The organism is Desulfobulbus propionicus DSM 2032 (assembly GCF_000186885.1).
GTDB classification, from domain to species: Bacteria; Desulfobacterota; Desulfobulbia; order Desulfobulbales; family Desulfobulbaceae; genus Desulfobulbus; species Desulfobulbus propionicus.
Genome location: NC_014972.1, coordinates 1,776,810 through 1,802,915, shown reverse-complemented (window position 1 = coordinate 1,802,915; position 26,106 = coordinate 1,776,810). Strand labels below are relative to the sequence as shown.

The window sequence follows — 26,106 nt, the reverse complement described above, 5'->3', positions numbered from 1 at the left end:
TCAGGCGCTGCGTAGGGTCCGATTGCCGCCGGATTGGCCGTTGATCAGGGTGAGCTGGTCATTCAGGGTCCACATGTCGTAGATATACCCTAGGCCGCACAAACCAAAGGTCAGCATGTAGAGAATACCGGTCCAGACCTTGCCCATGTAGAGGCGGTGAACGCCGAACATGCCAAGAAAAACCAGCAGCAACCAGGCGACATTGTAGTCGATCGGCCCGGGGATGTAGCGGATTTCCGCCTCGCGGTCCATGCTGGGAATGAGAAAGAGGTCGACGATCCAGCCGATGAAAAAGATGCCGAGGGTGAAAAAGTAGATCGTGCCGGAGATCGGCTTGCCGTAGTAGAAGCGATGGGCGCCGATGAAGCCGAACAACCAGGCGATGTAGCCGATCATCAGGCTGTGGGTGGGACGGTCGAGTTCCATGGTTGTTTTCCTGTGAGTTGTTCCTTGAATCGGGCGATACGCGCCAGGGACCGCTCGATACGTTGCCCATCGATCCGGCCGCTGTCAAGCAACTGCTCGATGGCGTCGACGCCCGCCCGGAACGCGTCGTCCCGGGGGGTGAGATTATTGCCGATCACCAGCACGTCGACCCCGGCGAGCACCGCCCGCTGTACCGCCTCCGCCGTGCTCCAGCCGTTGCTGATCGCCCGCATCTGCAGATCGTCGCTGAACACCACTCCGTCAAAGCCGAGTTCGCGGCGCAACAGCTCGTCGATCACCGACGCGGACAGGGTGGCCGGCAAGCCGGAGGAGTCGAGGCGACGGTTGACCAGATGGGCTGTCATGATCCCGTCACCATAGCCGGCGGCCAGCAGCTGCCGGTAGGGGTCCAGCTCCACTGTCCGCCAGCAGGCGCTGATGTCGACAAAACCGAGGTGGGAATCGTTGCCGGCGCTGCCGTGGCCGGGAAAATGCTTGAGACAGCAGCCGACACCGTGGCGGTGATGGGCCTCGACGAAGACGCGGGCATGGCTGGCCACCGTGGCCGGATCGGCGCCGAAACTCCGCTGGTAACGGCCGATGATCGGATTGTCCGGATTGAGATCGAGATCGACCACCGGCGCGAAATTGAGGTTGATGCCGCAGGCCGCCAGTTCCTCCGCCAGAATATCGGCATGATGGGCGGTGGCCTCGATACCCAGCGCAGCCAGCTCGGCGGCGGAATGCGAGGGCAAAAAACCGTCCCGCTCCTTCAACCGGCAAACCCGGCCCCCTTCCTGATCAACGGCGATGAACAACGGCGTGCGGGCTTGCTGTTGCAAGCCGGCGGTCAACCGCCGCAACTGTTCGGGCGACTCGATGTTCTGCACCGAACGGTCGACATTGCGGTCAAAGAGGATTACCCCGCCCAGGCCGTCGCGGGCAATGGCCTCGACAAGCCAAGCATTGGCGCCGATGTCACAGCCGCGAAAGCCGACCACGAACATCTGGCCGATCGTCATTTTTCCTGGCACCGTTCCCTCCTTTTCCCTCGCCTCACCTCAACTGTCGAAATTCTGACTAATCGCCCGATGAACAGCTTGCAGAGGATCGCCGAATTCGTTATCTGTGGGTAATCTTTTAATGTTACATACAAAAAATACATTTCAGCAAAACAGGCATGCAATTCGCTTAACTCTTTCCATATGGTTCTCCCCGCAGGCCTTGGGCTGCGCGTCGAGGCAACCGGAATCGCTCCACACCCGACGGAATTATCACCCCTCAGTGAATGCCATGGAATTGAAATCCCTTGATGAGCAGGTCGATGTTCAAATTGCCGCCACCATGGAAAATCTGTTGTCCGAGCTGAGCCATTATCGGCAGCAATCGGAAAAATTGCGCAAGATCAATACGCTGTATCAACGGATGGCGGGCATTCTCGATCTGCCGGCCATGATCGAGGCCTACTCGATCTGGTTGATGGAGTTTGTCGGACATGAACTGATCGGCTACCACAACCCCGGCCGGAAGCGGATGCACATGTTTTGTTCCTATCATGGGCCGCAGCGGCGGCAGGCCATTCAATTGGCCCAGGAAGTTTTGGAGCAGGACGCTCAACCGCCCATGGTGCGGGCCGATGGCTTTCATGTGCATAAATGGGCCTTCAACTCCACCGACTGCTACGGGCTGCTGGTGATGCTGCGCAAGGGCAAGCCGCTGACCGAGGACGAATTGCAGTTCATCGACGAATCACTGATGATTCTCGCCGATCCGCTCAAACGGGCGATCGAGTATGAAGAGATCTTTGCCCAGGCCCGCAAGGACAGCCTCACCGGTCTGCCCAACCGTTTTGTCTTCGAGGAGCGGATCGGGGCAATCGTCGAGCAGGCCAACCGCCATGGCCGGCCGTTGACTCTGGCGGCCCTGGATCTGGACCACTTCAAGGCGGTCAACGACACCATGGGGCATCTGATGGGCGATCAGGTCCTCAAACAGGTGGCCGAGGTGCTGCAGCGTCAGATCCGGCTCTCCGACCTGCTGGTGCGCATGGGCGGCGACGAATTCCTGCTCGTCCTTCCCGATACCGCCATGGAGGATGCCCGTTTCCTGGCCGAACGGTTGTGCCAGGCCGTGGAAGAACTCAACATCGTCACCCAGGCCGGGCGCCTGGCGGTCAGCATCGGCCTGTCCGAATGGAAAAGCGGCATGCAGCTCGATGCCTGGCTGGAACGGGCCGACGACATCCTCTACCAGGCCAAGGCCAACGGTCGCGCCCAGGTCGCGGTCAACTAAACAGCCCCGTTATCGGCCGTCGCGACTCCGCCGAAGAAACGATCAGGCCTTTACCCTTCGCGCAGCTTGATGGTCAGCGGGATGCAGTGCAGCGACCGTCCCTTCTGGATGGTATGCCCCAACGACCAGTCCGCGCAGACCATCTCCCCGCCCAGCAGTGTTTCGATCTCCGCCACCAAGCCCTTGATATTGATGATCGGGTGCCGCTTGAACACCTCGGGCAGCCCGTGGGTCAGGTTGCAGGCCAGACAGCGGCCGGGCCGCTCGTGCAGGTTGAGCAGGAAGCGGAGCGTCTGTGTGGTCTGGTCATAGCCCTCAAAACTGAGCGCGATATCGTAGGCCCCCTCGCTGGCATCGCCGAACAGGGCATCAAAAAAATCGTTGGAACGCTCCGCTGGAAAAAGAGCCGCGAGCGTCTTCTCGGTAAAGATCTGTTCTGGTTGTCTCTTCATATTCACTCAACAGTGTCGATTCGTTGGTATTCCAAACTGCCGTTTGCCCGACCCACAAGAAAAAGGCGACATCTTGAAGGCAAAGGCGAATTATTTCCAGGCGTTCGTCGCCGCGGCGACTTTACCCACTCCCCGCCGTCCCTGTCAACAGCCATTGCGGCGTCCGCCTCGCCGTGGTACAAAAGCCGCCATGCAGACCCAACATGTTTCCGCCAGCGACCAGCAACAGACCACGCCCGTTTCCACCGTCAGCCCCGAGGTGCTCAATCCTGCCCAGTATGCCGCCGCCACCCACGGTGACGGTCCCATCCTGGTCATTGCCGGCGCCGGGAGCGGCAAGACTCGCACCCTGGTCTACCGCATGGCCTATTTGATCGAACAGGGGGTGGAGCCGGAATCGATCCTGCTGCTCACCTTTACCCGCCGCGCGGCCCAGGAGATGCTCCACCGGGCCGGCGAGCTGACCGCCGGTTCCTGCCGCCGGATCATGGGCGGCACCTTCCACGCCACCGCCAACATTCTGCTGCGCCGCTACGGCCACCATCTGGGCCTGGGCTCCAACTTCACCATCATCGACCGGGGCGACGCCGAGGGGATCATCAATCTGCTCAAATCCTCATTGGGCATGGGCGGGGCCGGCAAACGGTTCCCTTCCAAGCGGGTGGTGATGAACCTGATCTCCGGGGCGATCAACAAATCAACCTCCATCGAGCAGCTGGTCCACAACGATTTCATCCATCTGACCGAGTTTATCAACGATTTTTACACCATCGCCGACCATTACCGGCAATTCAAGCTCGACCACGGCCTGATGGACTACGATGACCTGCTGGTCCACTGGAAGCGGCTCCTGGCCGAGTCCGAACAGGCGCGGCACGAGCTGTCGACCCGCTTTCAACACATCTTGGTCGACGAATACCAGGACACCAACCAACTTCAGGCCGAGATCGTCCGCCTGCTGGCCTATCGCCACAGCAACGTCATGGTGGTCGGCGACGACGCCCAATCGATCTACAGTTTCCGGGGCGCGGATTTCTTCAACATCATGCGCTTTCCCGATCAGTTTCCCGGGGCGCGGATCGTCAAGCTCGAGGAAAACTACCGCTCCACCGAACCGATCCTGCAACTCACCAACGCGGTGATCGCCAACGCCGAGAAAAAATTCACTAAAACCCTGTTCACCAGCATCACTGGCGGCACCCGGCCGCAGCTGGTCGTCGCGCCCAACGAGGCGGCCGAGGCCCGCTATGTGGTCCAGGAAATCCAAAAACGGCAGGCCGAGGGCGTGGCCGTAAACGACATGGCCGTGTTGTTCCGCTCCGGCTTCCACTCCTTCAAGCTGGAGATCGAGCTGGCCAGTCAGGGTTTTGACTTTGACAAGCGCGGCGGCCTCAAGCTGACCGAATCGGCCCACATCAAGGACCTGCTCTCGTTTTTCCGGGTGGTGATCAACCCCTGGGACAACCTCAGTTGGAACCGCATCCTGCTCCAACTGGAAAAGGTCGGCCCCAAGACGGTGCACAAGATTTTGCAGGCCATCCGCGAATCCGACACCCCGATCGCCGCCCTGGCCGCCTACCGGCCCGGACCGGCCTGGAAAACCCAGTTCGAGCACCTCACCCGCACCTTGCATCAGCTGCTCGACCCGGCCCTGACCCCATCCGATCAGTTCGACCTGGTGATGGCCTACTACGAGCCGGTGTTTCAGAAAATGTACTACGACGACTATCCCAAACGGCGCAAGGAGCTGGATCAGATCAAGGCCCTGATCGCCGGTTATGGCGACTTGCAGTCCTTTGTCGACGACACCGCCCTGGATCCGCCCGAGGCAACCACTTCGGATGACGCGAACGAGGACGGCCAGCGGCTGATCCTCTCCACCATCCACTCGGCCAAGGGGCTGGAATGGGACACGGTTTTCGTGATCGGTTTGGCCGAAGGGCGGTTTCCCCATCAGCACGCCACCCCGGGCGAACAGTGGGAAGAAGAACGGCGGCTGCTCTATGTGGCCGCCACCCGGGCCAAAAAGCTGTTGTACCTCACCTACCCGCGCGAAATGATCATGCCGGACCGGCAGACCGTGCGCACCGGCATGTCCCCCTTTCTCCGCGAGATCAGCCCCGGCCTGTACACTATGGTCGAACGAGGCGGCGCGGTGACCGTCCCTTTGACCAGCCAGTACGAAGAACGAATGCAACCGCCGGTCCAACCCAAGGTGGCCTCGGCGCGGGTGGTCTATGCGGAGGGAATGCAGGTCAGCCACGCCTTTTTCGGCCTGGGCCGGATCACCTCCATTCCCGGACCCCGACGGGTCGAGGTGCTGTTCGACCGTCACGGCAGCAAAATCCTCCATCTCGACTACGCCAAGCTGGAGATTGTCGGATGAATGCCGCTGATGTTTGCCGTTTCGTTTGCCCCTTGAACCCGCGACCATGAACTATGCCCAAGCCGTTGCCTGGCTCGACCGGCAGCAGATGTTCAAGATCAAACTCGGCCTCGCGTCCACCCGCACCCTGCTGGCCGAACTGGGCAACCCGCAGGAACGGCTGCGAATCATCCATATCGCCGGCACCAACGGCAAGGGGTCGGTGGGCGCCACCCTGCTCGCCCTGCTCTCGGCCGGGGGATACCGGACCGGCTTTTATTCCTCACCCCATCTCAGTTCGGTGCGCGAACGGTTCCGGATCGGCCGACAGTGGATCACACAAGAGGATTTCGCCCGTCTGATCACCCGCCTGGCCGATCTGCTCGCCGATCGGCCAGGCCCCACCTATTTCGAACTGACCACCCTGCTGGCCCTGCTGTGGTTTGCCGAGCAACACGTCGAGGCGGTGATTCTGGAGACCGGCATGGGCGGCCGGCTCGACGCCACCAACGTGGTCACGCCGCTGGTGGCGATCCTCACCGACATCAGCCGCGACCACGAGCAGCACCTCGGTTCCACCCTGAGCGCCATTGCCGGGGAAAAGGCCGGAATCATCAAACCGGGCGTGCCCACGGTCTTTTCCGGCAGGGCTGCCGAGGCGCTGCCGGTGATCGAGGCCCGCTGCCGCGACCTGCACAGCCCGCTCATGCTCTACGGTCGGGATTTTGACGGCACGCTCGATGCCGAGGGAACCTTGGAGTACCAATCGCCCGCCGGCCAATCACGAACGGGACTTGCCCTGGCCCTGCCGGGGGCGCATCAAGCGGTCAACACCAGCCTGGCTCTGGCGGCGATGGAGATGGTGGCGCCGATTTTTCCCATATCCGAGCAGGCCCTCCGCGAGGGATTGCAGCAGGTCCGCTGGCCCGGACGAATGGAACTGCTTCACATCGTCCACCAGGAAAAGAAACTGCGGCTGCTTCTTGACGGCGCCCACAACGAGGCCGGAGTGGCTGCCCTGACCGTTGCCCTGCGCCACGGGTTCCCCCGTCGCCAGCTGGTACTCGTCTGGGGCAACATGGCCGACAAAAACATGGGAGCGGTGCTGTTCGAACTGATGGCCATGGCGGAACGAATCCTCCTGACCCGGGCCGAATCGCAGCGGTCGGCGGCTCCGTCCCTGCTGCTGACCCAGCTCCCGCCCGACCTGCAAGCCAAGTCCCAATGCGTCGAACCGGTGGAACAGGCACTGGCGGTTGCAGGTGTCCTGGCCGAGGCCGATGATCTGCTCTGCGTGGCAGGGTCGCTCTATCTGGTGGGGCGGGTGCGGCGACTGCTGGTCGGGGAGACACCCGCATGAACAATGAATATTTCAGCCTCGACAGTATCGACGAAGCCCTGATCCGCGCCGAGCGCAACAAGGCCAGGGCCCTGCGCAAGACCCGCTGGTGGCAGCAGAAGACCGCCAGCGGCACCTGCTGGTACTGCGGCCACAAGGTGGGCTTTCACAACCTGACCATGGATCACATCATTCCCCTGGCCCGCGGCGGCCGCAGCACCAAGGACAACCTCGTACCCTGCTGCAAGGAGTGCAACAGCAAGAAAAAATCCTCCCTGCCGGTGGAGTGGGACGAATACATGGAGGCGCTGCACCAGCGCAAGGCATAGCCGGAACCTGGCTGTTTTTCTTCCCACCGCATCCGACAAGGTGGTTCTGTCATCGTTTCAGGGATGACAGCCCGTCGATTTTCCCGTATGTTCGCCGGCGGCTTTGCGGGGAGCACCCGTGCAGCCAGGCCGTCCACTGCCCAACCCCAGATTTTTGGAAGGAATCCATGTCCAGAACAACCATTCAAGTCGAGGAAAAGGTCCCGCTGCTCTCCGGCATTCCGCTCAGCGTCCAACACCTGTTCGCCATGTTCGGCGCCTCGGTGCTGGTGCCCACCCTGTTCAAGATCGATCCGGCCGTCGTTCTGCTGATGAACGGCATCGGCACCCTGATCTATCTGCTGCTGTGCAAGGGGAAGGCCCCGGCCTTTCTCGGCTCCAGCTTCGCCTTCATCTCGCCGGTGCTGGTGGTGCTCGGCACCAACCAGGCCCAGTGGAGCGGCAACTACGGTGCCGCCCTGGGCGGCTTCATCGCCTCGGGCCTGGTGTTCATCACCGTGGCCCTGATCATCTGGCGGTTCGGCTCGGACTGGATCAAAACCGTGCTGCCGCCGGCGACCATGGGACCAATCGTCGCCCTCATCGGCCTGGAATTGGCCGGCGTGGCCACCAACATGGCCGGCATCATGCCCGATCCGGTGAGCGGTGCCTACAACGGCAAGACCATCGTGGTGGCGATTGTCACCCTGCTGGTGGTCACCTTCGGCTCGGTGTTGTTTCGCGGCTTCATGGCCATCATCCCGGTGCTCACCGGCATCGTGGCCGGCTATCTGCTCGCCATTCCCCTGGGCCTGGTCGAGTTCGGCGGCGTGGCCCGGGCACCGCTTTTGGCCCTGCCCACCTTCTACGCGCCCCGGTTTGACTGGAGCGCCATCCTCATTGTCCTGCCCGCCTCGCTGGTGGTCATCTCCGAACACATCGGCCATCTGGTGGTCACCGGCAACATCGTCGGCCGCGATCTGACCAAGGATCCCGGCCTGCACCGCTCGCTGATGGGCGACGGCATCTCCACCGTGCTTTCCGGCTGCTGCGGCTCGGTACCGACCACCACCTACGGCGAGAACATCGGGGTCATGGCCATCACCCGGGTCTACTCGGTGTGGGTGATCGGCGGCGCGGCGGTGATTTCCATCGCACTCGCCTTTGTCGGCAAACTCTCGGCCCTGATCCAGTCGATCCCCACCCCGGTCATGGGCGGGGTCTGCATGCTGCTCTTCGGAGTCATCGCTGCCTCGGGCGTGCGGATGCTGGTCGAGGCCAAGGTCGATTACTCCAGGCCGGCCAACCTGTCGCTGACCGCCATCGTCCTCATCGTCGGCATCAGCGGCGTGGCGGTCAAACTCGGCGATGTCCAGCTCAAGGGCATGGCCCTGGCCACGGTGGTGGGCATGGCCTTGTCGCTTGTCTTCCACCTTCTGAAAAAATTCCGCCTGGTCAGCGAACAGAGCGGCCTCTGATCCCATCGACCCGCTGGGGCGGACCCATCCGCCGCCCCAGCCTCCCCCTGCTCCGTCGTGTTCCTCATCCCACCCTTGAAACACCTCTTGGCCGGCAAACGCGCCCTTCTTGCCTTGTGATCCGCCCCTCTTTATGGTATTCACTTGATTATTTTCCTTTTTTTAACCAAATAACCGCCGGTGAACCGCTCGCCCATCTTTCTCCACATCAGCACCGATAAACTCCGGGCCACCCTTCTGCCAACGGCATCAACGGAAGAGGCGGTGACGCTCGACAGCGGTGCGGCCCTGTCTCAACTGCTCGACGACCGGGGCATTGTCCATGGGTTGGACCACCAGGCCCTGGCCCGCGCCGCGACCTGCATCGACCGGGATGAACCCTTGACCGAACCGCTGCTCGTTGCCCAGGGCACGCCGCCGACCCCAGGCTACCGAGGGTTGCAGCCATGCTTTCGGCCCGTCCCATTGACCGTCGAACAAGCCGGCGAGGAGGGGCAGACGATCCGGGTGCAGCTGCTCCTTGTCCCCCTAGTTGGACCGGGGGAAGCGGTGGCGGATGCCGGGCCGTCATCCCCGGCCGTCCCCGGCAAGAACATCTTTGGCGAGAAAATTCCCTGCCCGGTTCCGGGCGAGCAGACCATCGTTGCCGGCAACAACACCGTCTTGAGCGCCGACGGCCAGCAGCTGACGGCCACGGTCTGGGGGTATCCGTCCTTCGCCGCCGCCCGCAAGGGCGCAGCCGAACAGGTGAAGCTCGGCGTTGACCGCCTGATCCAGGCCACTCCGGACCGAATGCAGGCGCTGCTCCGCCTCAGGCCCGCTCCACCGGGCCACGATCTGCCCGACCAGGCCACAGTCCTCCGCGTCCTCGACGAGGAAGGGATCGTCTATGGCCGCCTGCCCCAGGCCATCAGCCAGTGCCTGGAATTGTGCCGCGGCCAGCAGCGGCCGCAAACCACGGTCATCGCCCTGGGGCTGCTGCCGGTCAAGGGCAGCGACGCCTGGCTGCGGTTCGCCATCGAGGTCGGCCCGCTGCCGGGCAAGGTCATGGGCAACGGCGAGATCGACTACCGCGAGCGCAACATGTTCATCGGCGTCAACAAGGATCAGCTGATCGCCGTCCGCGTGCCCCCCTCCCCCGGTTCTCCGGGACGCGACATCTTCGGTGCTCCGGTCGCCCAGACGCCGGGCAAGGATCTGGCCCTCAAGGTCACCGATGACGCCTCCTTCGACCCGGAAAGCGGCGAGATCCGGGCCAGCCGCGCGGGGGTGCTCTCCATGGTTTCCGAAGGTTCGGTCAAGGTCTGTTCGCGCCAGATCATCTCCCGCGACGTCGATTTCACCACCGGCAACATCGTCTCCCGCGATGCCCTGGAAATCAGGGGGTCGGTGCGGCCGAAGTTCCGGGTCAACGCCCTGGGCGACATCCTCATCCGAGGCAACATCGAAAAGGCGCAGATCCGTTCGGACAGCAACGTGGTGGTCAAGGCCGGGATGGTGGGCGATCACGCGGTGATCCGCAGCCGGGGCGACGTGGACATCCAGTTCCTGGAAAACGGACGGATCTTTGCCGGCGGCTCGATCCTAGTGCGCCGCAGCGGCTACTACTGCCGCATGCACGCCGGCGCCAACCTGCACAGCGAACCGGCCGCGCGGTTCATCGCCTCGCAGCTGGTGGCCGCCGGCTCGATAACCGTGGGCACCGTGGGGTCGGACAATGCCGATCCCTCCCTGCTGGCCGCCGCGGTCTCGCCGGAGCAGCTGCAGCGTTTCTTCGAGTTGCGGCGCACCCTGGCCGCCCAGACCGAGGCCATCGCCGCCCTGCAACAGCTGGTCGGCCCGGAAGCCGACAGCGAGGAACTCGAGGAACTGCTGGCCGAGCATGAAGAGAGCCGCCAGCAGTTCGCCAGCCTCAACCTGATTGTCCCCAAGGACCGGGAGCCCGAGGATCAGGGACTATCCCACGCCTTGGCATGCACCATCGTGGTACGCGGCAAGGTGTTCGCCGGTACCGAGATCCGCATCGGCAACAGCCGCACCGTGCTGGGCGCGACCCTGAGCAACGTCTGCTTTCGTCTGCGCGACCAGATCCCGGCCGGAGCCGACAAGCGCGATATTCTCTTCCTTGCCAACAAAAAATAATTGCGGAGTGCTCTATGTTCGTCAAACTGTGGATGACCAGCAACCTTCTCACCGTCAGCAGCAAGCAGCCGATCATCGAGGTCGAGCAGCTGATGCGGGCCAACCGCATCCGCCGGGTGCCGGTGGTCGATGACGGCAAACTGGTCGGCATCATCAGCCGCGAGGACCTGTACCGGGCCATGCCCTCGATCTTCGACCCGAGCGTCAGCCCGGAAAACCTGGACCAGGCCAGCCGGATCGAGGCCGGATCGATCATGACCCGCTCTCCGGTCACCGTCGACCCCTCCACCCCGCTGGAGGAGGCGGCCCTGCTGATGCGCACCCACAAGTTCGGTTCGCTGCTGGTAATGCAGGACGACCACCTGGTGGGGATCATCACCGAAACCAACATCTTCGACGCCTTCCTCGAGGTGCTGGGCGCCAAGAAGCAGGGGGCGCGGATCGAACTCAAGATCGACCGCAAACCCGCCGCCTTCTACGCCATGATGCAGGTGTTCAAGAAATGCAACATGACCATCCTCGGCATCACCGTTTTTCCCGATTTTTCCGAGGAACATCAACTGGTCACCCTCAAGGTCCAGGGCGAGAACGTGGAGAGGCTGATCGACAGCCTGTGGGACGCGGGATTGCAGATCAACCGTTTTCATACCGAGGAACGGGAAACCAAGGAATAGGGGCGATGGAGCTCGGGTGCGCCCTCGGGCGGGCTCGGAGGGCCACCGCGCGGAGGAAACCTATGGGAAACAGGCTGGCGGCCTTGGGACTGCTTCTGGGTTGGGTAGTGGCGGGTTCGGCCGCGGGACGGGATCAGGATCTCGCCGGGTTCATCGTCGGCAGCTACCAGCTGGTCGGCAAAAACCTCGACAGCGCGGCCACCCATGGCGGCAGCGCCGTCATTGCCCGGTCCCCCGCCGGCCTGAACATCCACCGCATCATCGACGGCAGGACAATCGTTGGCACCGTCCACGTGGAACAGGCCACCGCGGACCGGATACCGGTGGTGCGCATCCGCTATACCGACCGGGGAACGGCGTGTGAACAAACCTGCCTGGTGACAAGCGACCTGGATAACTATCCCCGCCTCACCTGCCAGGTGTATGTGCCGGGAAAGGCCACCAGCGACCCCGGGCTGGAAGCCTATTTTCCGGTGAAGTAAGCGGCCCGCGACGCCGGCCCGGGGTTTTCGCCATGCCCGTTTTTCTGCCCTATCCGTTGCTGGCCGACATGGTGCTGGCGCTGCATGTCGCGGTCGCCGCTTTCGTGGTCGGCGGCCTGGCGCTGATCGTTGGCGGCAACCTGCTTGGCTGGCGCTGGGTCAATGGCCTGTGGTTCCGGCTGTCGCACCTGGCGGCGATCACGGTCATCGCCGCCCAGGCCTGGTTCGGCGCCGCCTGCCCGCTGACCACCTTGGAGAGGTGGCTGCGGTCTCGGGCGGGCGAGGATGTTTACGGCGGCGGTTGGCTCGCCCACTGGCTGCAGCGTCTGCTTTATTACCAGGGGCCGGACTGGGTCTTCATCCTGGCCTATTCCCTGTTCGGCCTGGCCGTGACCCTGGCCTGGTGGGTTTTCCCCCCAAAACCACGGCCCTGAGACAACCGTTGGACGCTCGGTTCGTCCCCAGCCAAAGGAGCAAATCATGGACCGAATATTGATCGGCGCGGGCAACCGGCCCGTCCACCTGCTGGCCCGCTACGGCAACCGCCACGGCCTGATCGCCGGCGCCACCGGCACCGGCAAGACCATCTCCCTGCTGGTCTTGGCCGAGGGGTTCTCCCGCATGGGCGTGCCGGTATTCATGGCCGACGTCAAGGGCGATGTCGCCGGCTTGGCGATGCCGGGCACGGCCAGCGAGAAACTGCGGGAACGCGCCGCCCGGATCGGGGTCGAGGGCTATGCCAACGAAGCCAGTCCGGTGGTGTTCTGGGATCTGTTCGGCGCTGCCGGCCATCCGGTCCGCGCCACGGTCAGCGAAATCGGTCCGAGCCTGCTGGCCCGCATCCTGGAGTTGAGCGACACCCAGGCCGGGGTGCTGGAGATCGTGTTCAGGCTGGCCGACGACCAGGGCTTGCTGCTGCTCGACCTCGACGACCTGCGCGCCCTGCTGGCCTTCACCGCCAACAACCGCCAGCAGATCTCAACCCGCTACGGTCTGGTGAGCACCCAGTCGGTGGCCGCCATCCAGCGCGCCCTGCTGTCGCTGGAACGGGAAGGCGGCGCGGCCTTTTTCGGCGAGCCGGCCCTGGACCTGAACGACCTGCTGCGCACCGACCTCGGCGGCCGGGGCGTGATCAGCATCCTCTCGGCCGATCAGTTGATCCTCAAACCGCGCCTCTATGCAAGCGTTCTCCTCTGGCTGTTGTCGGAGCTGTTCGAACAGCTGCCCGAGGTGGGCGATCTCGACCGGCCCCGGCTGGTCTTTTTCTTCGACGAGGCCCACCTGTTGTTTGCCGACGCGCCGCCGGTACTGCGCCAGCGGGTGGAACAGGTGGTCCGGCTGATCCGCTCCAAGGGAGTGGGCGTCTATTTCTGTTCCCAATTTCCCGACGACCTGCCCGCCGAGATCCTTGGCCAAATGGGCAACCGCATCCAGCACGCGTTGCGGGCCTACACCCCGCGCGATCAGAAGGCGGTGAAAACCGCCGCCGAAACCTTTGCCGCTAATCCGGAACTCGACGTGGCTCAGGCCATTGCCCAGATGGAGGTGGGCGAGGCATTGGTGTCCACCCTCCAGGAAAAAGGCGTGCCCCTGCCGGTGGAACGCGCCCTGATCTGCCCGCCGCGCTGCCGAATGGGCGCCATTACCCCGGAAGAGCGGACCACGGTGCGCGGCCGCAGTCCACTCGGTGCCAAGTACGACACGCCGGTCAATCGCGAGTCAGCCTACGAGATCCTCAACCGGCGCACCCTGGAACGAACACCGGCCGACACGGCGGCAGGACAGCCGGAAACGGGAAAGCCGGCGGCAACCGGAGGCGGTGTGCTCGACGAACTGCTCTGGGGCAGCAAGCGCCGCCAGGGCATGGTCGAGACCCTGGCCAAGCAGGCGGTACGAACCATTGGCAGTCAGGTCGGCCGACAGATCGTGCGCGGCATCCTCGGCAGCATCCTCGGCCGCCGGTAACCGGCGCCGGGACTGTACACTCTTTTGCCGCTGAAGGTGGTTGCCATGAAAATCCGTCCCCTTGCTCCGGACACCCAGGCCAAGGCCGCCGCCCTGCTCCACCATGCCTTTGCCCCCAGCACCTACGAGGTGCGGCTGTTTGACGCCCTCCATGCCAACGGGCGGCAGATGGTTGAATGGGTCTGTCTGCACCGCGACGCGGTCATCGCCTATATCGGCTTCACCCGCGCCTACCGCGGCCAACAGGCGATCGGCCTGCATCTGGGACCGCTGGCGGTACAGCCGCGAGTGCAGGGCCAGGGCATCGGCTCGGAGCTGCTCCGCTTCGCCCTGCGCCAGGAACGGATCAAGGGACAACCGATCTTTGCCCTTGGCTGCCCCCGGTTTTTCCGCGCGTTCGGTTTCGTCCCCTGCACGGAGCCACTCTGCCCCTTGACCCGGGACACCGGCCAATTCCTTGTCCTGGGCAACACCTCCGCGGACCGATATACCGTGGGCTACGAGCCGGAGTTCACCACGGTCAAAAAACGACAACGGTGACATCGCCGGGATTGCATTGAGCGCAGCTTTGGGTAAGCTTTCAACAGGCCGCACTCAATAGACGCGATGCCACTGCAGGAACAAGGGCGGACCTGTCCCAAGGGAATCCGTGCATTTCCCAGGAATCGTCGCTCGACCGAGTGCCTCCTCCCTTCCCCTTTTCTCCCATGGTGCGCCCATGAAGATCCCCCCTCTGCCCGCTCCCCTAGTTGTTCTCCTGCGCGGCCTGCGCACAATTCTTGCCATCCTGTTCGGCCGCATCGGCTGGCAGCCGCCGCCGTGGCTGCTGTGGATCGGCGCACGATGCATCCGACTTGGCAAGCGACCGCTGCTGGCCGGAACGCTGTTGGTGGCCCTGATGGCCGCGGCGGCCGGCGGCTGGCATGGCTGGCATTGGTACAGCCATCTCCCCCAGCCCCATACCGTTGACCTGGAAATCGAACCGCCGGCCCTCACCGACTACGCCAAGGCCCCGGCAGCCGTCGCGCCGCTGCGTGTCCGGTTCGCCGAATCCGCCGCGCCGCTGGCCCTGGTGGGCAAAACGGTGACTTCTGGCGTGCGGCTGGAACCGGCCCTGGCCGGAACCTGGCGCTGGCTCGACGACCGCACCCTGGAATTCCGGCCCGATACCGACTGGCCGGTGGATGGCGGCTTCACCCTTTCCTTGGCCAAGCGGGAGTTCCTCGCCCCGAGCGTGCTGCTCAAGGCCTACCAGCTGCCCTTCCGCAGCGCGCCCTTTGCGGTGGCGGTCAAGACGGGGGAACTGTACCAGGATCCGGAGGACGGCTCGCTCAAGAAGCTGGTGGCCACGGTGGATTTTTCCCATCCGGTCGACGCGCCCAGCCTGCGCGACGCCATCCGTCTCACCCTGGGGGCGGGCCTCGCCTTTCGCGACGCGCGCAAGGAGCCCTGGACCCTGACCCTGGACAAGACCGGGCTGCATGCCTACATCCATTCGGCGCCGCTGGCCGTGCCCCTGGAATCCACTCCGATCACCCTGACCCTGGACAAGGGCATCGCCACGGTCAAGGGCGGCAACCGCAGCCCGCAGCCGATCGAGCAGGCGGTGACCGTGCCCGGCCGCTACCAGCTGACCTTCTCCAACCTGGAGGTGCGCTACGTCAACAGCCCCCAGGGCGAACCCCAGCAGGTGCTGATGGTGGACAGCTCCTTTCCGGTGAGCGACGAGGTCATCGCCCGCCATGTACATGCCTGGCTGCTGCCAGAGCGAAAGGACGCCCACGGCTGGCGGCTGGAACGCTTCAGCGAAGCCGACCTCACGGATCCCCTGCCCCTGACCCTGGTGCCCAGCGCGGCACCGCACAACAGCCACCACAGCTTCATCTTCCGTGCCCCGGTCAAGCGGCAGATCTTCGTCAGGATCGACGAACGGGTGGAGGCGGCCGGCGGCTACCTGTCCAAGGAAGCGACACCCCAGATCCTGTTCACCGGCGAGTACCCCAAGGTGCTCAAACTGTTGGGCGACGGAGCGCTGATGAGTTTGCGCGGCGAACGGCGGATCGGTTTCATGGCCCAGGGCGTGCCGGGTGTCCGGGTGGAGGTGGCCCGTCTGCTCCCCGGCCAGCTGCACCAAATCGTGGATCAGAATGACAACCGGTTTGCCCGCCCCTCGGTCTATGCGGACGATTTCGACCGACTGGTGGAACGGATGACCTACACCCGCGAGTTCGGCGCCATCGATCCGGCCAAGCCCCTGTACGACGCGGTCGACCTCGGGGCCTACCTCAGTGACGGAGGAGGCCGGCGCGGAGTGTTCGTCCTCCGCCTGACCCCCTTTGATCCCAGCCATCCCCAGCGCGAATACAGCGACTATGTCCACGATGGGGAAGACGGCGACCGCCGCTTCCTGCTGGTGACCGACTTGGGCCTGATCAGCAAGCGCACCCTGGACGGCGGCCAGGAGGTCTTTGTCCAGTCGATTGCCAGCGGCTTGCCGGTGGCGGGCGCCAAGGTCGAGGTGGTGGGCCGCAACGGCCTGGCCGTGGCCGAAGGATCCACCGATCCAAGCGGCCATGTCCGGTTCGCGCAGATGAACGAGCTCAAGCGGGAGAAAACGCCGATCATGGTGGTCGCCTCCCAGGGCAACGACCTCTCTTTCCTGCCCCTGGGCCGCGACGAGCACCAGGTGGATTTTTCCCGTTTCGACATCGGTGGCGCGGTCAACGAAGACAGCCCGGAGCAGATCACCGCCAACCTGTTCACCGATCGCGGCCTCTACCGGCCGGGAGAAACGGTCCACATCGGCGCCATCCTCCGGCCGGCGGACTGGAAGACGCCCATCGAGGGCATGCCGGTGGAGATCGAAATCACCGATCCCAAGGGGCTGGTGGCCTGGAATCAGCGGCGTGCCTGCACGGCCAGCGGCTTTGACGGGGTCGATTTTGCCAGCAGCGGCGCCGCGCCCAGCGGCGAGTACACGGTTTCGCTTTATCTGGTGCACAACAACCGCCGGGCCGCATTCATCAACAGCGCTACTTTCACCGTCCGCGAATTCGAGCCGGATCGGATGAAGGTGGAGCTCCGATTGGCCGAAGCGCCCACCGCCGGCTGGCTGCGGCCGGACATGGTCACCCCCCTGGTCAAGGCCCGTCACCTGTTCGGCGCCGATGCCTCGGATCGCCGGGTCACGGCCCGCATGCGCCTTTCCCCGGCCCTGCCCGCCTTCAAGCCCTTCCCGCAGTACCGCTTCCATGTCGAGGAGGTGTTCAAGGAGGGGGTGGATGAAGCCCTGGCCGCGACCAGGACCTCGGCTGACGGCGAGGCCATGCTAGCCCCCAACCTGCAGCGTTTTGCCCAGGCCACCTATCGCCTCCGCCTGACCGCCCGGGTCTTCGAGGCCGAGGGCGGCCGGGGCGTGGCCGCCGAACAGGAAACCCTGGTGTCCGCCGCGCCCTATCTGATCGGGGTGCACAGCCCCGACCCGCTGGAGTATGTAACCAAGGGAGCGGCCCGCACCTGCCGCTGGCTGGCGGTGAACCCCGCCCTCGAACCGGTGCCGGTGGATGGACTAACCCTGGCCCTGGTCGAATACCGGCACGTGTCGGTGCTGGTCAAGCAGCCAAGCGGCACCTATAAGTACGAATCGCGGCGCAAGGAGGTGTTGCGCCATGCCGCGCCGATCGCCCTCGCCAAGGAAGGGACCGAGCTTGCCCTGCCCACGGCCGAGCCCGGTGATTTTGCCTACGAAATTCGCGACCCCAAGGGCACGGTGCTCAACCGCATCGGCTGGACCGTGGCCGGCGCCGCCAACCTCAGCCGATCGCTGGAACGCAACGCCGAACTGCAGATCAAGCTAGATAAAACGAGCTACGCACCGGGCGAGACCATCCAGATCAGCCTGCGCGCTCCTTACACCGGCGCCGGTCTGATCACCATCGAACGGGACCGGGTTTACGCCCATCGCTGGTTCAAGGCCGAGACCAGCAGCAGCGTGCAGACCATCACCGTGCCCCGGGATCTGGAGGGCAACGGTTATGTCAACGTCCAGTTCGTGCGCGACCCCAACTCGTCCGAAGTGTTCATGAGCCCGCTCTCCTCCGGAGTGGCGCCGTTCGGCGTTTCCCTGGAGGCGCGCCGGCTGCCGCTCGCCCTCAGCGCGCCGGAGCTGATCAAGCCCGGCCAGGAGCTGACCATGCGGCTGACTCCCGGCGAGGCGTCCCGAGCGGTGGTCTTTGCCGTGGACGAAGGCATTCTCCAGGTGGCCCGCTACAAGACGCCGGATCCGCTCGGCCGCTTTTTTCAGAAGCGGATGCTCGATGTGCAGACCTCGCAGATCCTCAGCCTGATCCTGCCCGAATACAGCCGGCTGCTGGCCGCGGCGGCGCCCGGCGGCGACGGCGAGGAGGCGATCGGTTCCCATCTTAATCCGTTCAAACGCAAGCGACAGGGTCCGGTGGCCTATTGGTCCGGAGTGGTGGACGTGCCCGCCACCGGCCGAACCTTCAGCTACACCGTGCCGGAGGGGTTCAATGGCCGGCTGCGGATCATGGCGGTGGCGGTTACCCGGGAACGGATCGGCGTTGCCGAAAGCGGCGCCGAGATACGCGGTCCGTGGGTGCTGACCCCCAACATCCCAGCCTTTGTCGCCCCGGGCGACCAGTTCACCGTCAGCACCGGCGCCTTCAACAACCAACGGACAGTCGGCCGGCTCGACCTGCGCCTGGAAACCGGACCGGGTCTGCGGGTGGTGGGTGAGCCCCGCCAACAGATCGAGGCGGCCCCCAACCGGGAAGGGGTCGCCACCTTCCGGCTCCAGGCCACCGACACGCTGGGCTCGGCGGAACTGGTCTTTGTCGGCGACAGTCCCGAGGGCATGACCCGGATCAGCGAAACCCTCTCGGTGCGTCCGGCCACGCCCTACCGGACAGCCCTGCGGGCCGGGCTGTTCACCGAGGCGGCCTTCAGCCTCCAGCCGCAGCGCGATCTGTTTGCCGAACACCGCACCGTCCATGTGGGCGTGGAGCATTCGCCCCTGGCCTGGGCGCAGGGACTGCGCACCTATTTGGCGCAGTATCCTTACAGCTGCACCGAACAGCTGCTGTCCAGGGCCATGCCCCCGCTGGTCATGGCCACGCCGGAGGAACTAGCCCGGCCCGGCTTCAAGCCCCTTGCCGACGCCTTTGCCCTCCTCCGCCAGCGGCAGAACGAAGCCGGCGGTTTTGGCCAATGGGCGACCAATCTGGAGGTGCAACCGGAGATCTCGGTCTATGCCGGGGATTTCCTCCTCGAGGCCAGCGAGCGCGGCGCGGCCGTGCCCCGGGACCTGGAGACACAGAGCCGCGCCTATCTGGAGCGGATCGCCCACGGGCCGGTGGAAGGGCTGGAGGAACTGCGGACCAAGGCCCGGGCCATCTATCTGCTCACCCGCACCGGCACGGTCACCAGTACGGCCCTGGCGGCGGCCATGGAGCAATTGGAGCGGCATCATCGCGATACCTGGCGCGCCGACCTGACCGCGGCCTACCTGGCCGCCAGTCAGGCCCTGCTCAAAAAGGATCGCGATGCCAAACAGTTGATCGCCGGGGTGCCCTGGAAGACACTGGCCCCGTCCGCCGAGGCGTCGTTTGCCCTATTCAGCGATCCGCTCTGCCACGACGCGGAACTGCTGACCCTGCTGGCCCGCCATTTTCCCGATCGGCTGGCCGCGCTGCCGCCGGATCTGTTGCCGGCCCTGGGACGGGAGCTGTCGGCCGACCACTACCACTCGCTGTCCGCGGCCCTGCTGATCCGCGCCTTTGACCTCTATGGCCAGGCGACCGTGCCCACAAGCGGTCCGTTCCACATCGAGGCCGGCCTGGCCGACGGTTCCAGCCAACCGCTGCCCCTGATGGGCCGGCCGCCGCTGGCCGAAATTCCCGTCAACTGGGCCAAGGTGATCGTGCGCAAGGAAAACGCGCGGCTGCCGGCCTTCTACCAGTTGACCGAGGCCGGATTCGACCGCAATCCGCCGGAGGCAGCCCTGCGGCAGGGCATCGAGATCCGGCGCGACTATCTGAACGGCGCCGGCGAGCCGCTGACTCAGGTCAAGGTGGGCGAGGAGTTCACCGTGCGGTTGCAGCTGCGGGCCACAGAGCGGGACCGGCTTGGCGAGATCGCCATCGTCGATCTGCTGCCGGGCGGCGTGGAACCGGTGGTCAGCCTTGCGGCCGAACCCATGGAAGAGGTCATCGAAGGCGAGGAGAATGGCGGCCGGGAGGACGATGCCGAGCCCCTTTCCGCCGGCATGGTCAAGCTCGGCTGGGAGCCCTCGTTCGTCGATACCCGCGATGACCGGGTGGTACTCTACGCCGGGCTGTCGCGCGATGTCGCCACCTTTGACTACAGGGTGCGGGCCACCAACGCGGGCACCTTCCGCACGCCGCCGCCCTATGCCGAGGGCATGTACGAACGCGGCCTGCAAGGGCGGGGCGAGGGCGGCACGCTGATCATTGTCGAGCCGTGAGCCGCTCTCTCGGCGCCGGCGGCGGGCCGGACAAACGCGGCCGACGGTTGCTGGCGGCAACAGCCGTTTTTATCGGGTTCGCCGTTTTTGCCGGCATCGGGCTGAGGCAACTGCTGCCGGCCGAACCGCTGGGCCCCGCCATCCCCTGTTCACGCCTGCTCCGCGCCGCGGACGGTACGGTGTTGCGCCTGACCCTGGCCGGAGACGGTCAGTACCGCCTCTGGACAAGTCTGGACGAGATCGCCCCGGCGGCGGTGGAGGCCATCCTGCTCAAGGAGGACCGTTTTTTTCACCTCCATCCGGGAGTCAACCTCCAGGCCCTGTTGCGCGCCGCCTGGACCACTTATGTCCGGGGCGAGCGCCAGGGGGGATCGACCCTGAGCATGCAACTGGCGCGACGGCTCCACCGCCTCAACACCCGCACCCTCTCCGGCAAGCTCAAGCAAATCCTGCTTGCCCTCTGGCTGGAGGCGCGCCACAGCAAACGGGAATTGCTGGAAGCCTACTGCAACCTGGCACCCATGGGCGGCAACATCGAAGGACTGGGGGCGGCGGCCCGAATCTACTTTGCCAAGACCGCCAGCCAATTGACGGTGGCGGAAAGCCTGGCCCTGGCGGTGATGCCGCAGAACCCGACCAAGCGGTCGGATTTCGGCGCGGAACAGCAACAGGCCCGCCGACGGCTGGCCCAGGCATGGCGTGTCCGCCATCCCGAGCAATCGCCGGAGACGATCCTGGCCGACCAGGAGATCAAGGGGTTGCGCCGTGGCCATCTGCCCTACCTCGCCCCCCATCTCACCGACCATCTGTTGGTGCGCGAGACCGGCCGGCGGCAGGTGATCGACACCACCCTGGACAGCTCGCTGCAGGGTCTGCTCGAACGACTGATGCGTCAGTACCTCACCGAACGGCGCCATCTCGGCATGGCCAACGCCGCGGCCCTGTTGGTCGACCGCCGCGACATGGGCGTCCGGGCCCTGGTCGGCTCGGCCGACTATTTCGACCCAGTCCTCCACGGCCAGGTCAACGGCGTGCTCGCCAAACGCTCGCCCGGCTCGACCCTCAAGCCCTTTCTCTACGGCCTGGCGCTTGACCAGGGACTGATCCATCCGCTGTCCATGCTCAGCGACGCGCCCACCGCCTTTGGCCCTTTTCAGCCGGAAAACTTCGACGGCCGGTTTGTCGGTCCGATCTCGGCCACCGAGGCCTTGATCCGCAGCCGCAACGTCCCGGCCATCTGGCTGGCCAACCGCGTCCAGCGCCCTTCCCTGCACGATTTGCTCCGCACCGCCGGCGTCGCCCGCCTGCGCTCTGAGGCCCATTACGGTCTGGCCCTGGCACTCGGCGGCGGCGAGCTGACCATGGAGGAACTGGCCGAATTGTACGCCATGCTCGCCAACGGCGGTCTGCTCAAGCCGCTGCGCTACCGGCAGGACGATCCCCAACTCCCCGGCACCCGGCTGCTTTCGCCCCAGGCCGCCTTTCTGGTGCGCGACATGCTGCGCCGCAACCCGCGCCCTGACCGCCGGGACAACGGCCTGTGGCCGACCGCCTGGAAAACCGGCACCTCCTGGGGCTTTCGCGATGCCTGGACCGTGGGGTTGACCGGCGACTATGTGCTGGCGGTGTGGATCGGCAACTTCGACGGGCAGCCCAATCCGGCCTTTGTCGGCATCCAGGCGGCGGCGCCGCTCTTTTTCCGCCTGGTTGACGCCCTGGCGCTGACCCGTCGCCTCCAGCCACCCCAAGCGGATCAACCTCCGCCAGGGTTGACCCGGATCGAGGTGTGCGCCGCCTCGGGCGATCTGCCCAACCGCTGGTGCCCGCAAACCGCCGTCACCTGGTTTATTCCCGGTAAATCGCCGATTCGCGTTTCCACCCTGCACCGGCCGGTGATGATCGACAGCCGCACCGGCCAGGCCGCTTGCCCGCCGTTTGATCCGGCGGTGACCCGGCTGGAGGTGTTTGCATTCTGGCCCTCGGATCTGCAGCGCCTGTTCCGCGACGCCGGACTGGCACGCCGCCAGCCGCCCGAGCCGGCCGCCGGTTGCGATCAACCGCCGGCCATGGGCAACCAGGGCGATCCGCCCCGGCTCAATTCGCCGCTGACCGGGGTGACGTACACCCTGCGCCTGTCCAAACCTGAGGAAACCATCGAGCTGAGCGCGGCCATCGATGGCGACGCCCAGCGGATGTACTGGTTTGCCGACACCCGTTATCTGGGCAGCAGCCGGCGCGACGGCTTCCTGCCTTGGCGGCCGGCCGCCTCGGGACGGTACGAGGTGAGCGTAGTCGATGATCAGGGCCGCGGTGCCAGCCGGACCCTGGAAGTGGCCTTTGTCCCATAGACAGAGGATGGTTATGCCAGCCGACACCCCTTGAGAGAAAACCAGCGGCTGATCAGCGGCAGGGAGAGCAGCAGCAGGACCACGGCGGCCCCGGTCATCAGCCAATGGGGCACGAATTCGGCGACCTCGCCGATGGTGGCCGCCGCCGAGATTCCGAGCGACATATAGAGGCCGTCGAGGAGCAGCCCGCAGAGCACGCTGACCACCGAAACCGAGGCCAGGTAGACGGCCACTCCTCGCTTGCCCAGGATTTTGACCAACACCGCCAGGGCGGCGACATTGGTGGCCGGTCCGGCGAGGAGGAACACCAGGGCCGCGCCCGGACTGACCCCCTTGAGGATCAGCGACGCGGCGATCGGCGTGGCGGCGGTGGCGCAGACATACAGGGGAATGCCGATCAGGAGCATCAGCAGCATCGAACCGATGCCGCCCCCGAGATGACGGGTGATCAGGTCATCGGGGATGAACACGGTGATGCAGGCGGCCACTGCGATGCCGACAAAAAACCAGCCGGCCAGGTCGCCCCAGATGTCGGTCACCGCGTAACGCACTCCCTGGCCCAGCTTCTGCCCCCAGCCCGCGGCCGGCAGTGTGGGGTGCTCGTGCCCGCAGCCGCACTCCGTTCCCGCACAGGCGGCGGCCGGCGCCGAGGCCATGGGCAGGATGCGCATCGGTTGCCGGTTGGCGTTGGGATCGAGCAGGTTTTCCATCACCCCGGCGACAAAGGCGGAACAAAAGGCCGCCACCGGCCGGGCCACGGTCATCAGCGGGTCGAGCAGGGCCCAGGACACGGCAATGGAATCCACGCCCGATTCCGGGGTAGACACGAGAAAGGCGGTGGTGGCGCCGTTGTTGGCGCCCTGCCGCTTCAACTGCGCCGCCGCCGGCAGCACCCCGCAGGAGCAGAGCGGAATGGGCACGCCCAGCAGGGCGGCCTTGAACACCGGCTTGAACCGGCCCTTGCCCAGATGGGCGGCGACATAGGCGGGAGAAAGCACCATCTTCAGCAGGCCGCCGATCAGCAGGCCGAAGAGAATGTAGAGCGAGGACTGTTCGAGCAGGGTCCACGCGGCCGTAGTCATTTCAGAGACGAAGTGCATGATCGAACCAAAGGCAAAGGGTTATTCCCGGACGTGGTCCAGGGCTTGATGGATGAGGGTGTGGACGTGATCGTCGTTGAGCCGGTAGTAGAGCACCTGCCCCTGGCGCCGGTTGCTGACCAGGGCCATCTGGCGCAACAGGCGCAGTTGGTGGCTGACCGCCGACTCGGAGCTGGTCAACAGGGCCGCCAGATCGCAGACGCACATCTCGCCCGCGCCCAGGGCCCAGAGAATCCGCAGCCGGTTGGGATCGCCCATGGCCTTGAACAGGACGGCCATGGTTTCGTATTCCGTATCGGTCAGGGCCTGTTCACGGGCCGCGCCGATCCGCTCCTTGTGGATGCAGCGTACCCCGCACAAATCGTCCTGGTCGTCGTGTTCGAGTGTTTTGGTCATCGTTTTTATTATGTTATATCTGAACATATATTCATATTCAAACCAGTACAAAAATAACCGGGGAACATGGCAAAGTCAAGGCTGTCATTTCCAGTTGCTGGTCGTTTTTATCCGAAACCTGACACGGTTGTAGCAGAAGGCAAACACAATCCTCATCCTGGCACGGCATGGTGAAGGCGGTTGACGGCGCTCTCGCCGATGACCGCTCCAGCGGCGGACAGGGGAAGGCGTGCTCCTCGCCGCGCGACTGGATCACCAGGAAAATGCAACCCATCAAGGAGGGAACAATGCACAAACGAACGTTGATCTGCGCCGCCTGCGCGGTGTTGAGCCTTGCAGCCGCGCCGGCCTGGGCCGCCATGCCCAAGTACGTCTTTTTCTTTGTCGGAGACGGGATGTCCAGCGCCCAGATTCAGGCGGCCGAGGCTTACCTGACCACCAAGAACGGCGGCTCGGCCACCGAGGCCGCCGACCTGCTCAAAGCGGAAAACCGGCTGAACATGAGCAAGCTCCCGGTGCTGGGCATGCAGACCACCTACGATGCCCACGCCCTGATGACCGACAGCGCCTCGGCCGGCACCGCCTTTGCCTGCGGCGTCAAGACCCAGAGCGGGGTCATCGGCATGAACGATCAAAAAACCATCAAATACAAAAGCATCGCCGAACTGGCCGAGGAAAAGGGCAAGCGCGTCGGTCTCATTTCCAGTGTGTCGCTCGATCACGCCACCCCGGCCTCGTTCTATGCCAGCGTGCCCAGCCGCGGGGACATGAACGCCATTGCCCGGCAGATGGCTGCCTCCGGCTATGACTTTTTTGGCGGCGGCGGCCTGGCGGCCTCCGAGGCGCAAACCATCACCGCCCAGATGCAGGCCAACGGCTATACCGTCCTCAACGACCGGCAAGCGATCCTCGCGTTGAAAAAAAATCCCAAGAGCAAGGTGGTGTGCATCAACCCCACCCTCCAGGACAGCGCCGCCATGCCCTATGCCATTGACCGACCGGAGACCAACCTGAGTCTGGCCGAGATGACCGAAGTGGCCATCAATTCGCTGTTCACCAGGAAAAAAGAGGGCAAGCACGGCGGTTGGTTTCCCAAGGATGACGGCTTTTTTCTCATGGTCGAGGGCGGCAAGATCGACTGGGCCTGTCATGCCAATGACGCCATGGCCACCATCGGCGACACCCTGGACTTTGACGACGCAGTCGGCGTGGCTCTGGAGTTTTACCGCAAGCATCCCAGCCAAACCCTGATCGTGGTCACCGGCGACCACGAGACCGGCGGCATGTCGGTGGGCCACGCCACTACCGGTTACAGCGGCTATTACGACCGCCTGCTCAAGCAAACGAGCAGTTTCCAGGCCTTTGGCATGAACCAGTGGAAAGCGCACAAGGCGGCCAACAAGGACGGCTACAGCTGGACCGCGCCCAACAACCTGGAGGCGAGCGGCGAGATGCTGGGATTGATGGAGAGCGTCTTTGGTCTGGCGTGGGACAGCCTGAACGACCATCAGAAGAAAAAACTCGAGGATGCCTACGACAAGTCAATGAGCGGCAGCAACGACAACAGCGAGGCAGAAAACAAGCTGCTCTACGGCGGCTATGAACCGATCATCGTCACCATCACCCATATTCTCAACGAACGGGCCAGCATCGGCTGGACCTCCTATTCCCATACCGGCGTGCCGGTGCCGGTCTTTGCCGTTGGCTCGGAAGCCCAGCGTTTTGCCGGGTTCTACGACAACACCGACATCGCCAAGCAGATGGCCATGGGCATCTGGCAGCCCCTGCCCGTTGTCAAGGCAACCGTCAACTAACCCGTCCCCTTTCCCCCGTCCCG

19 protein-coding genes are annotated in these 26,106 nt (G+C 64.6%); 14 read left to right on the top strand and 5 right to left on the bottom strand.

Translation table 11 applies throughout. From position 1 onward, the window contains the following. Window positions 1-426: an NINE protein gene (locus DESPR_RS07820; protein WP_015724263.1), complete on the bottom strand. Its 426-nt coding sequence runs from the start codon at window positions 424-426 to the stop codon at window positions 1-3. Then, entirely contained in the window at window positions 396-1,460 is a 1,065-nt protein-coding gene (gene nagZ / locus DESPR_RS07815; protein ID WP_015724262.1) for a beta-N-acetylhexosaminidase, read from the bottom strand. The genes DESPR_RS07820 and nagZ overlap by 31 nt, the downstream gene beginning before the upstream one ends. A gap of 259 nt (window positions 1,461-1,719) precedes the next feature. On the opposite strand from nagZ, the gene DESPR_RS07810 reads away from it, so the two are divergent. After that, window positions 1,720-2,718 (top strand): GGDEF domain-containing protein, encoded by a 999-nt coding sequence (locus DESPR_RS07810; protein WP_015724261.1) that lies wholly within the window; start codon window positions 1,720-1,722, stop codon window positions 2,716-2,718. Between the two features lie 50 nt (window positions 2,719-2,768). On the opposite strand, the gene DESPR_RS07805 is transcribed toward DESPR_RS07810, so the two are convergent. Continuing rightward, complete coding sequence (locus tag DESPR_RS07805) at window positions 2,769-3,170, bottom strand: hypothetical protein (RefSeq protein WP_015724260.1); 402 nt, start codon at window positions 3,168-3,170, stop codon at window positions 2,769-2,771. A 190-nt stretch (window positions 3,171-3,360) separates the two neighbouring features. On the opposite strand from DESPR_RS07805, the gene DESPR_RS07800 reads away from it, so the two are divergent. From DESPR_RS07800 to pbpC, 12 genes are all read left to right on the top strand, one after another. Next, entirely contained in the window at window positions 3,361-5,556 is a 2,196-nt protein-coding gene (locus tag DESPR_RS07800) for an ATP-dependent helicase (RefSeq protein WP_015724259.1), read from the top strand. A 46-nt stretch (window positions 5,557-5,602) separates the two neighbouring features. After that, the gene (locus tag DESPR_RS07795; RefSeq protein WP_015724258.1) at window positions 5,603-6,895 is read left to right on the top strand and encodes a bifunctional folylpolyglutamate synthase/dihydrofolate synthase; all 1,293 of its coding nucleotides are present in this window, start codon (window positions 5,603-5,605) and stop codon (window positions 6,893-6,895) included. Beyond that, entirely contained in the window at window positions 6,892-7,203 is a 312-nt protein-coding gene (locus tag DESPR_RS07790; protein ID WP_015724257.1) for an HNH endonuclease, read from the top strand. The genes DESPR_RS07795 and DESPR_RS07790 overlap by 4 nt, the downstream gene beginning before the upstream one ends. Before the next feature lie 167 nt (window positions 7,204-7,370). Next, window positions 7,371-8,660, top strand: coding sequence for a uracil permease (uraA, locus tag DESPR_RS07785; protein WP_015724256.1), 1,290 nt, complete (start codon window positions 7,371-7,373; stop codon window positions 8,658-8,660). Window positions 8,661-8,840: 180 nt separating this feature from the next. Then, window positions 8,841-10,802, top strand: a complete 1,962-nt coding sequence (locus tag DESPR_RS07780) for a flagellar assembly protein A (RefSeq protein WP_015724255.1) — start codon at window positions 8,841-8,843, stop codon at window positions 10,800-10,802. A 14-nt stretch (window positions 10,803-10,816) separates the two neighbouring features. Next, on the top strand, window positions 10,817-11,476 hold the full coding sequence (locus tag DESPR_RS07775) for a CBS and ACT domain-containing protein (protein WP_015724254.1): 660 nt from the start codon (window positions 10,817-10,819) through the stop codon (window positions 11,474-11,476). A 62-nt stretch (window positions 11,477-11,538) separates the two neighbouring features. Then, the gene (locus DESPR_RS07770) at window positions 11,539-11,958 is read left to right on the top strand and encodes a hypothetical protein (RefSeq protein ID WP_015724253.1); all 420 of its coding nucleotides are present in this window, start codon (window positions 11,539-11,541) and stop codon (window positions 11,956-11,958) included. A gap of 32 nt (window positions 11,959-11,990) precedes the next feature. Then, window positions 11,991-12,392 (top strand): DUF2784 domain-containing protein, encoded by a 402-nt coding sequence (locus DESPR_RS07765; RefSeq protein ID WP_015724252.1) that lies wholly within the window; start codon window positions 11,991-11,993, stop codon window positions 12,390-12,392. Between the two features lie 46 nt (window positions 12,393-12,438). Then, window positions 12,439-13,923 (top strand): helicase HerA-like domain-containing protein, encoded by a 1,485-nt coding sequence (locus DESPR_RS07760; protein ID WP_015724251.1) that lies wholly within the window; start codon window positions 12,439-12,441, stop codon window positions 13,921-13,923. 45 nt (window positions 13,924-13,968) lie between these two features. After that, window positions 13,969-14,463: a GNAT family N-acetyltransferase gene (locus DESPR_RS07755; RefSeq protein WP_015724250.1), complete on the top strand. Its 495-nt coding sequence runs from the start codon at window positions 13,969-13,971 to the stop codon at window positions 14,461-14,463. A 178-nt stretch (window positions 14,464-14,641) separates the two neighbouring features. Beyond that, complete coding sequence (locus tag DESPR_RS07750) at window positions 14,642-20,425, top strand: alpha-2-macroglobulin (protein ID WP_015724249.1); 5,784 nt, start codon at window positions 14,642-14,644, stop codon at window positions 20,423-20,425. Next, the gene (pbpC, locus tag DESPR_RS07745; protein ID WP_015724248.1) at window positions 20,422-22,773 is read left to right on the top strand and encodes a penicillin-binding protein 1C; all 2,352 of its coding nucleotides are present in this window, start codon (window positions 20,422-20,424) and stop codon (window positions 22,771-22,773) included. Before DESPR_RS07750 ends, pbpC begins: the two co-directional genes overlap by 4 nt. A gap of 11 nt (window positions 22,774-22,784) precedes the next feature. On the opposite strand, the gene DESPR_RS07740 is transcribed toward pbpC, so the two are convergent. Both DESPR_RS07740 and DESPR_RS07735 read right to left on the bottom strand, forming a co-directional pair. Further along, window positions 22,785-23,876 carry an SO_0444 family Cu/Zn efflux transporter gene (locus DESPR_RS07740; protein ID WP_425513485.1) on the bottom strand — a complete coding sequence of 364 codons (1,092 nt, stop codon included), beginning with the start codon at window positions 23,874-23,876 and terminating at the stop codon, window positions 22,785-22,787. A gap of 18 nt (window positions 23,877-23,894) precedes the next feature. Next, entirely contained in the window at window positions 23,895-24,269 is a 375-nt protein-coding gene (locus tag DESPR_RS07735; protein ID WP_015724246.1) for an ArsR/SmtB family transcription factor, read from the bottom strand. 287 nt (window positions 24,270-24,556) lie between these two features. Between DESPR_RS07735 and DESPR_RS07730 the strand changes: the two genes are divergently transcribed. Beyond that, window positions 24,557-26,083, top strand: coding sequence for an alkaline phosphatase (locus DESPR_RS07730; RefSeq protein ID WP_015724245.1), 1,527 nt, complete (start codon window positions 24,557-24,559; stop codon window positions 26,081-26,083). The last annotated feature ends 23 nt before the right edge of the window (window positions 26,084-26,106 follow it).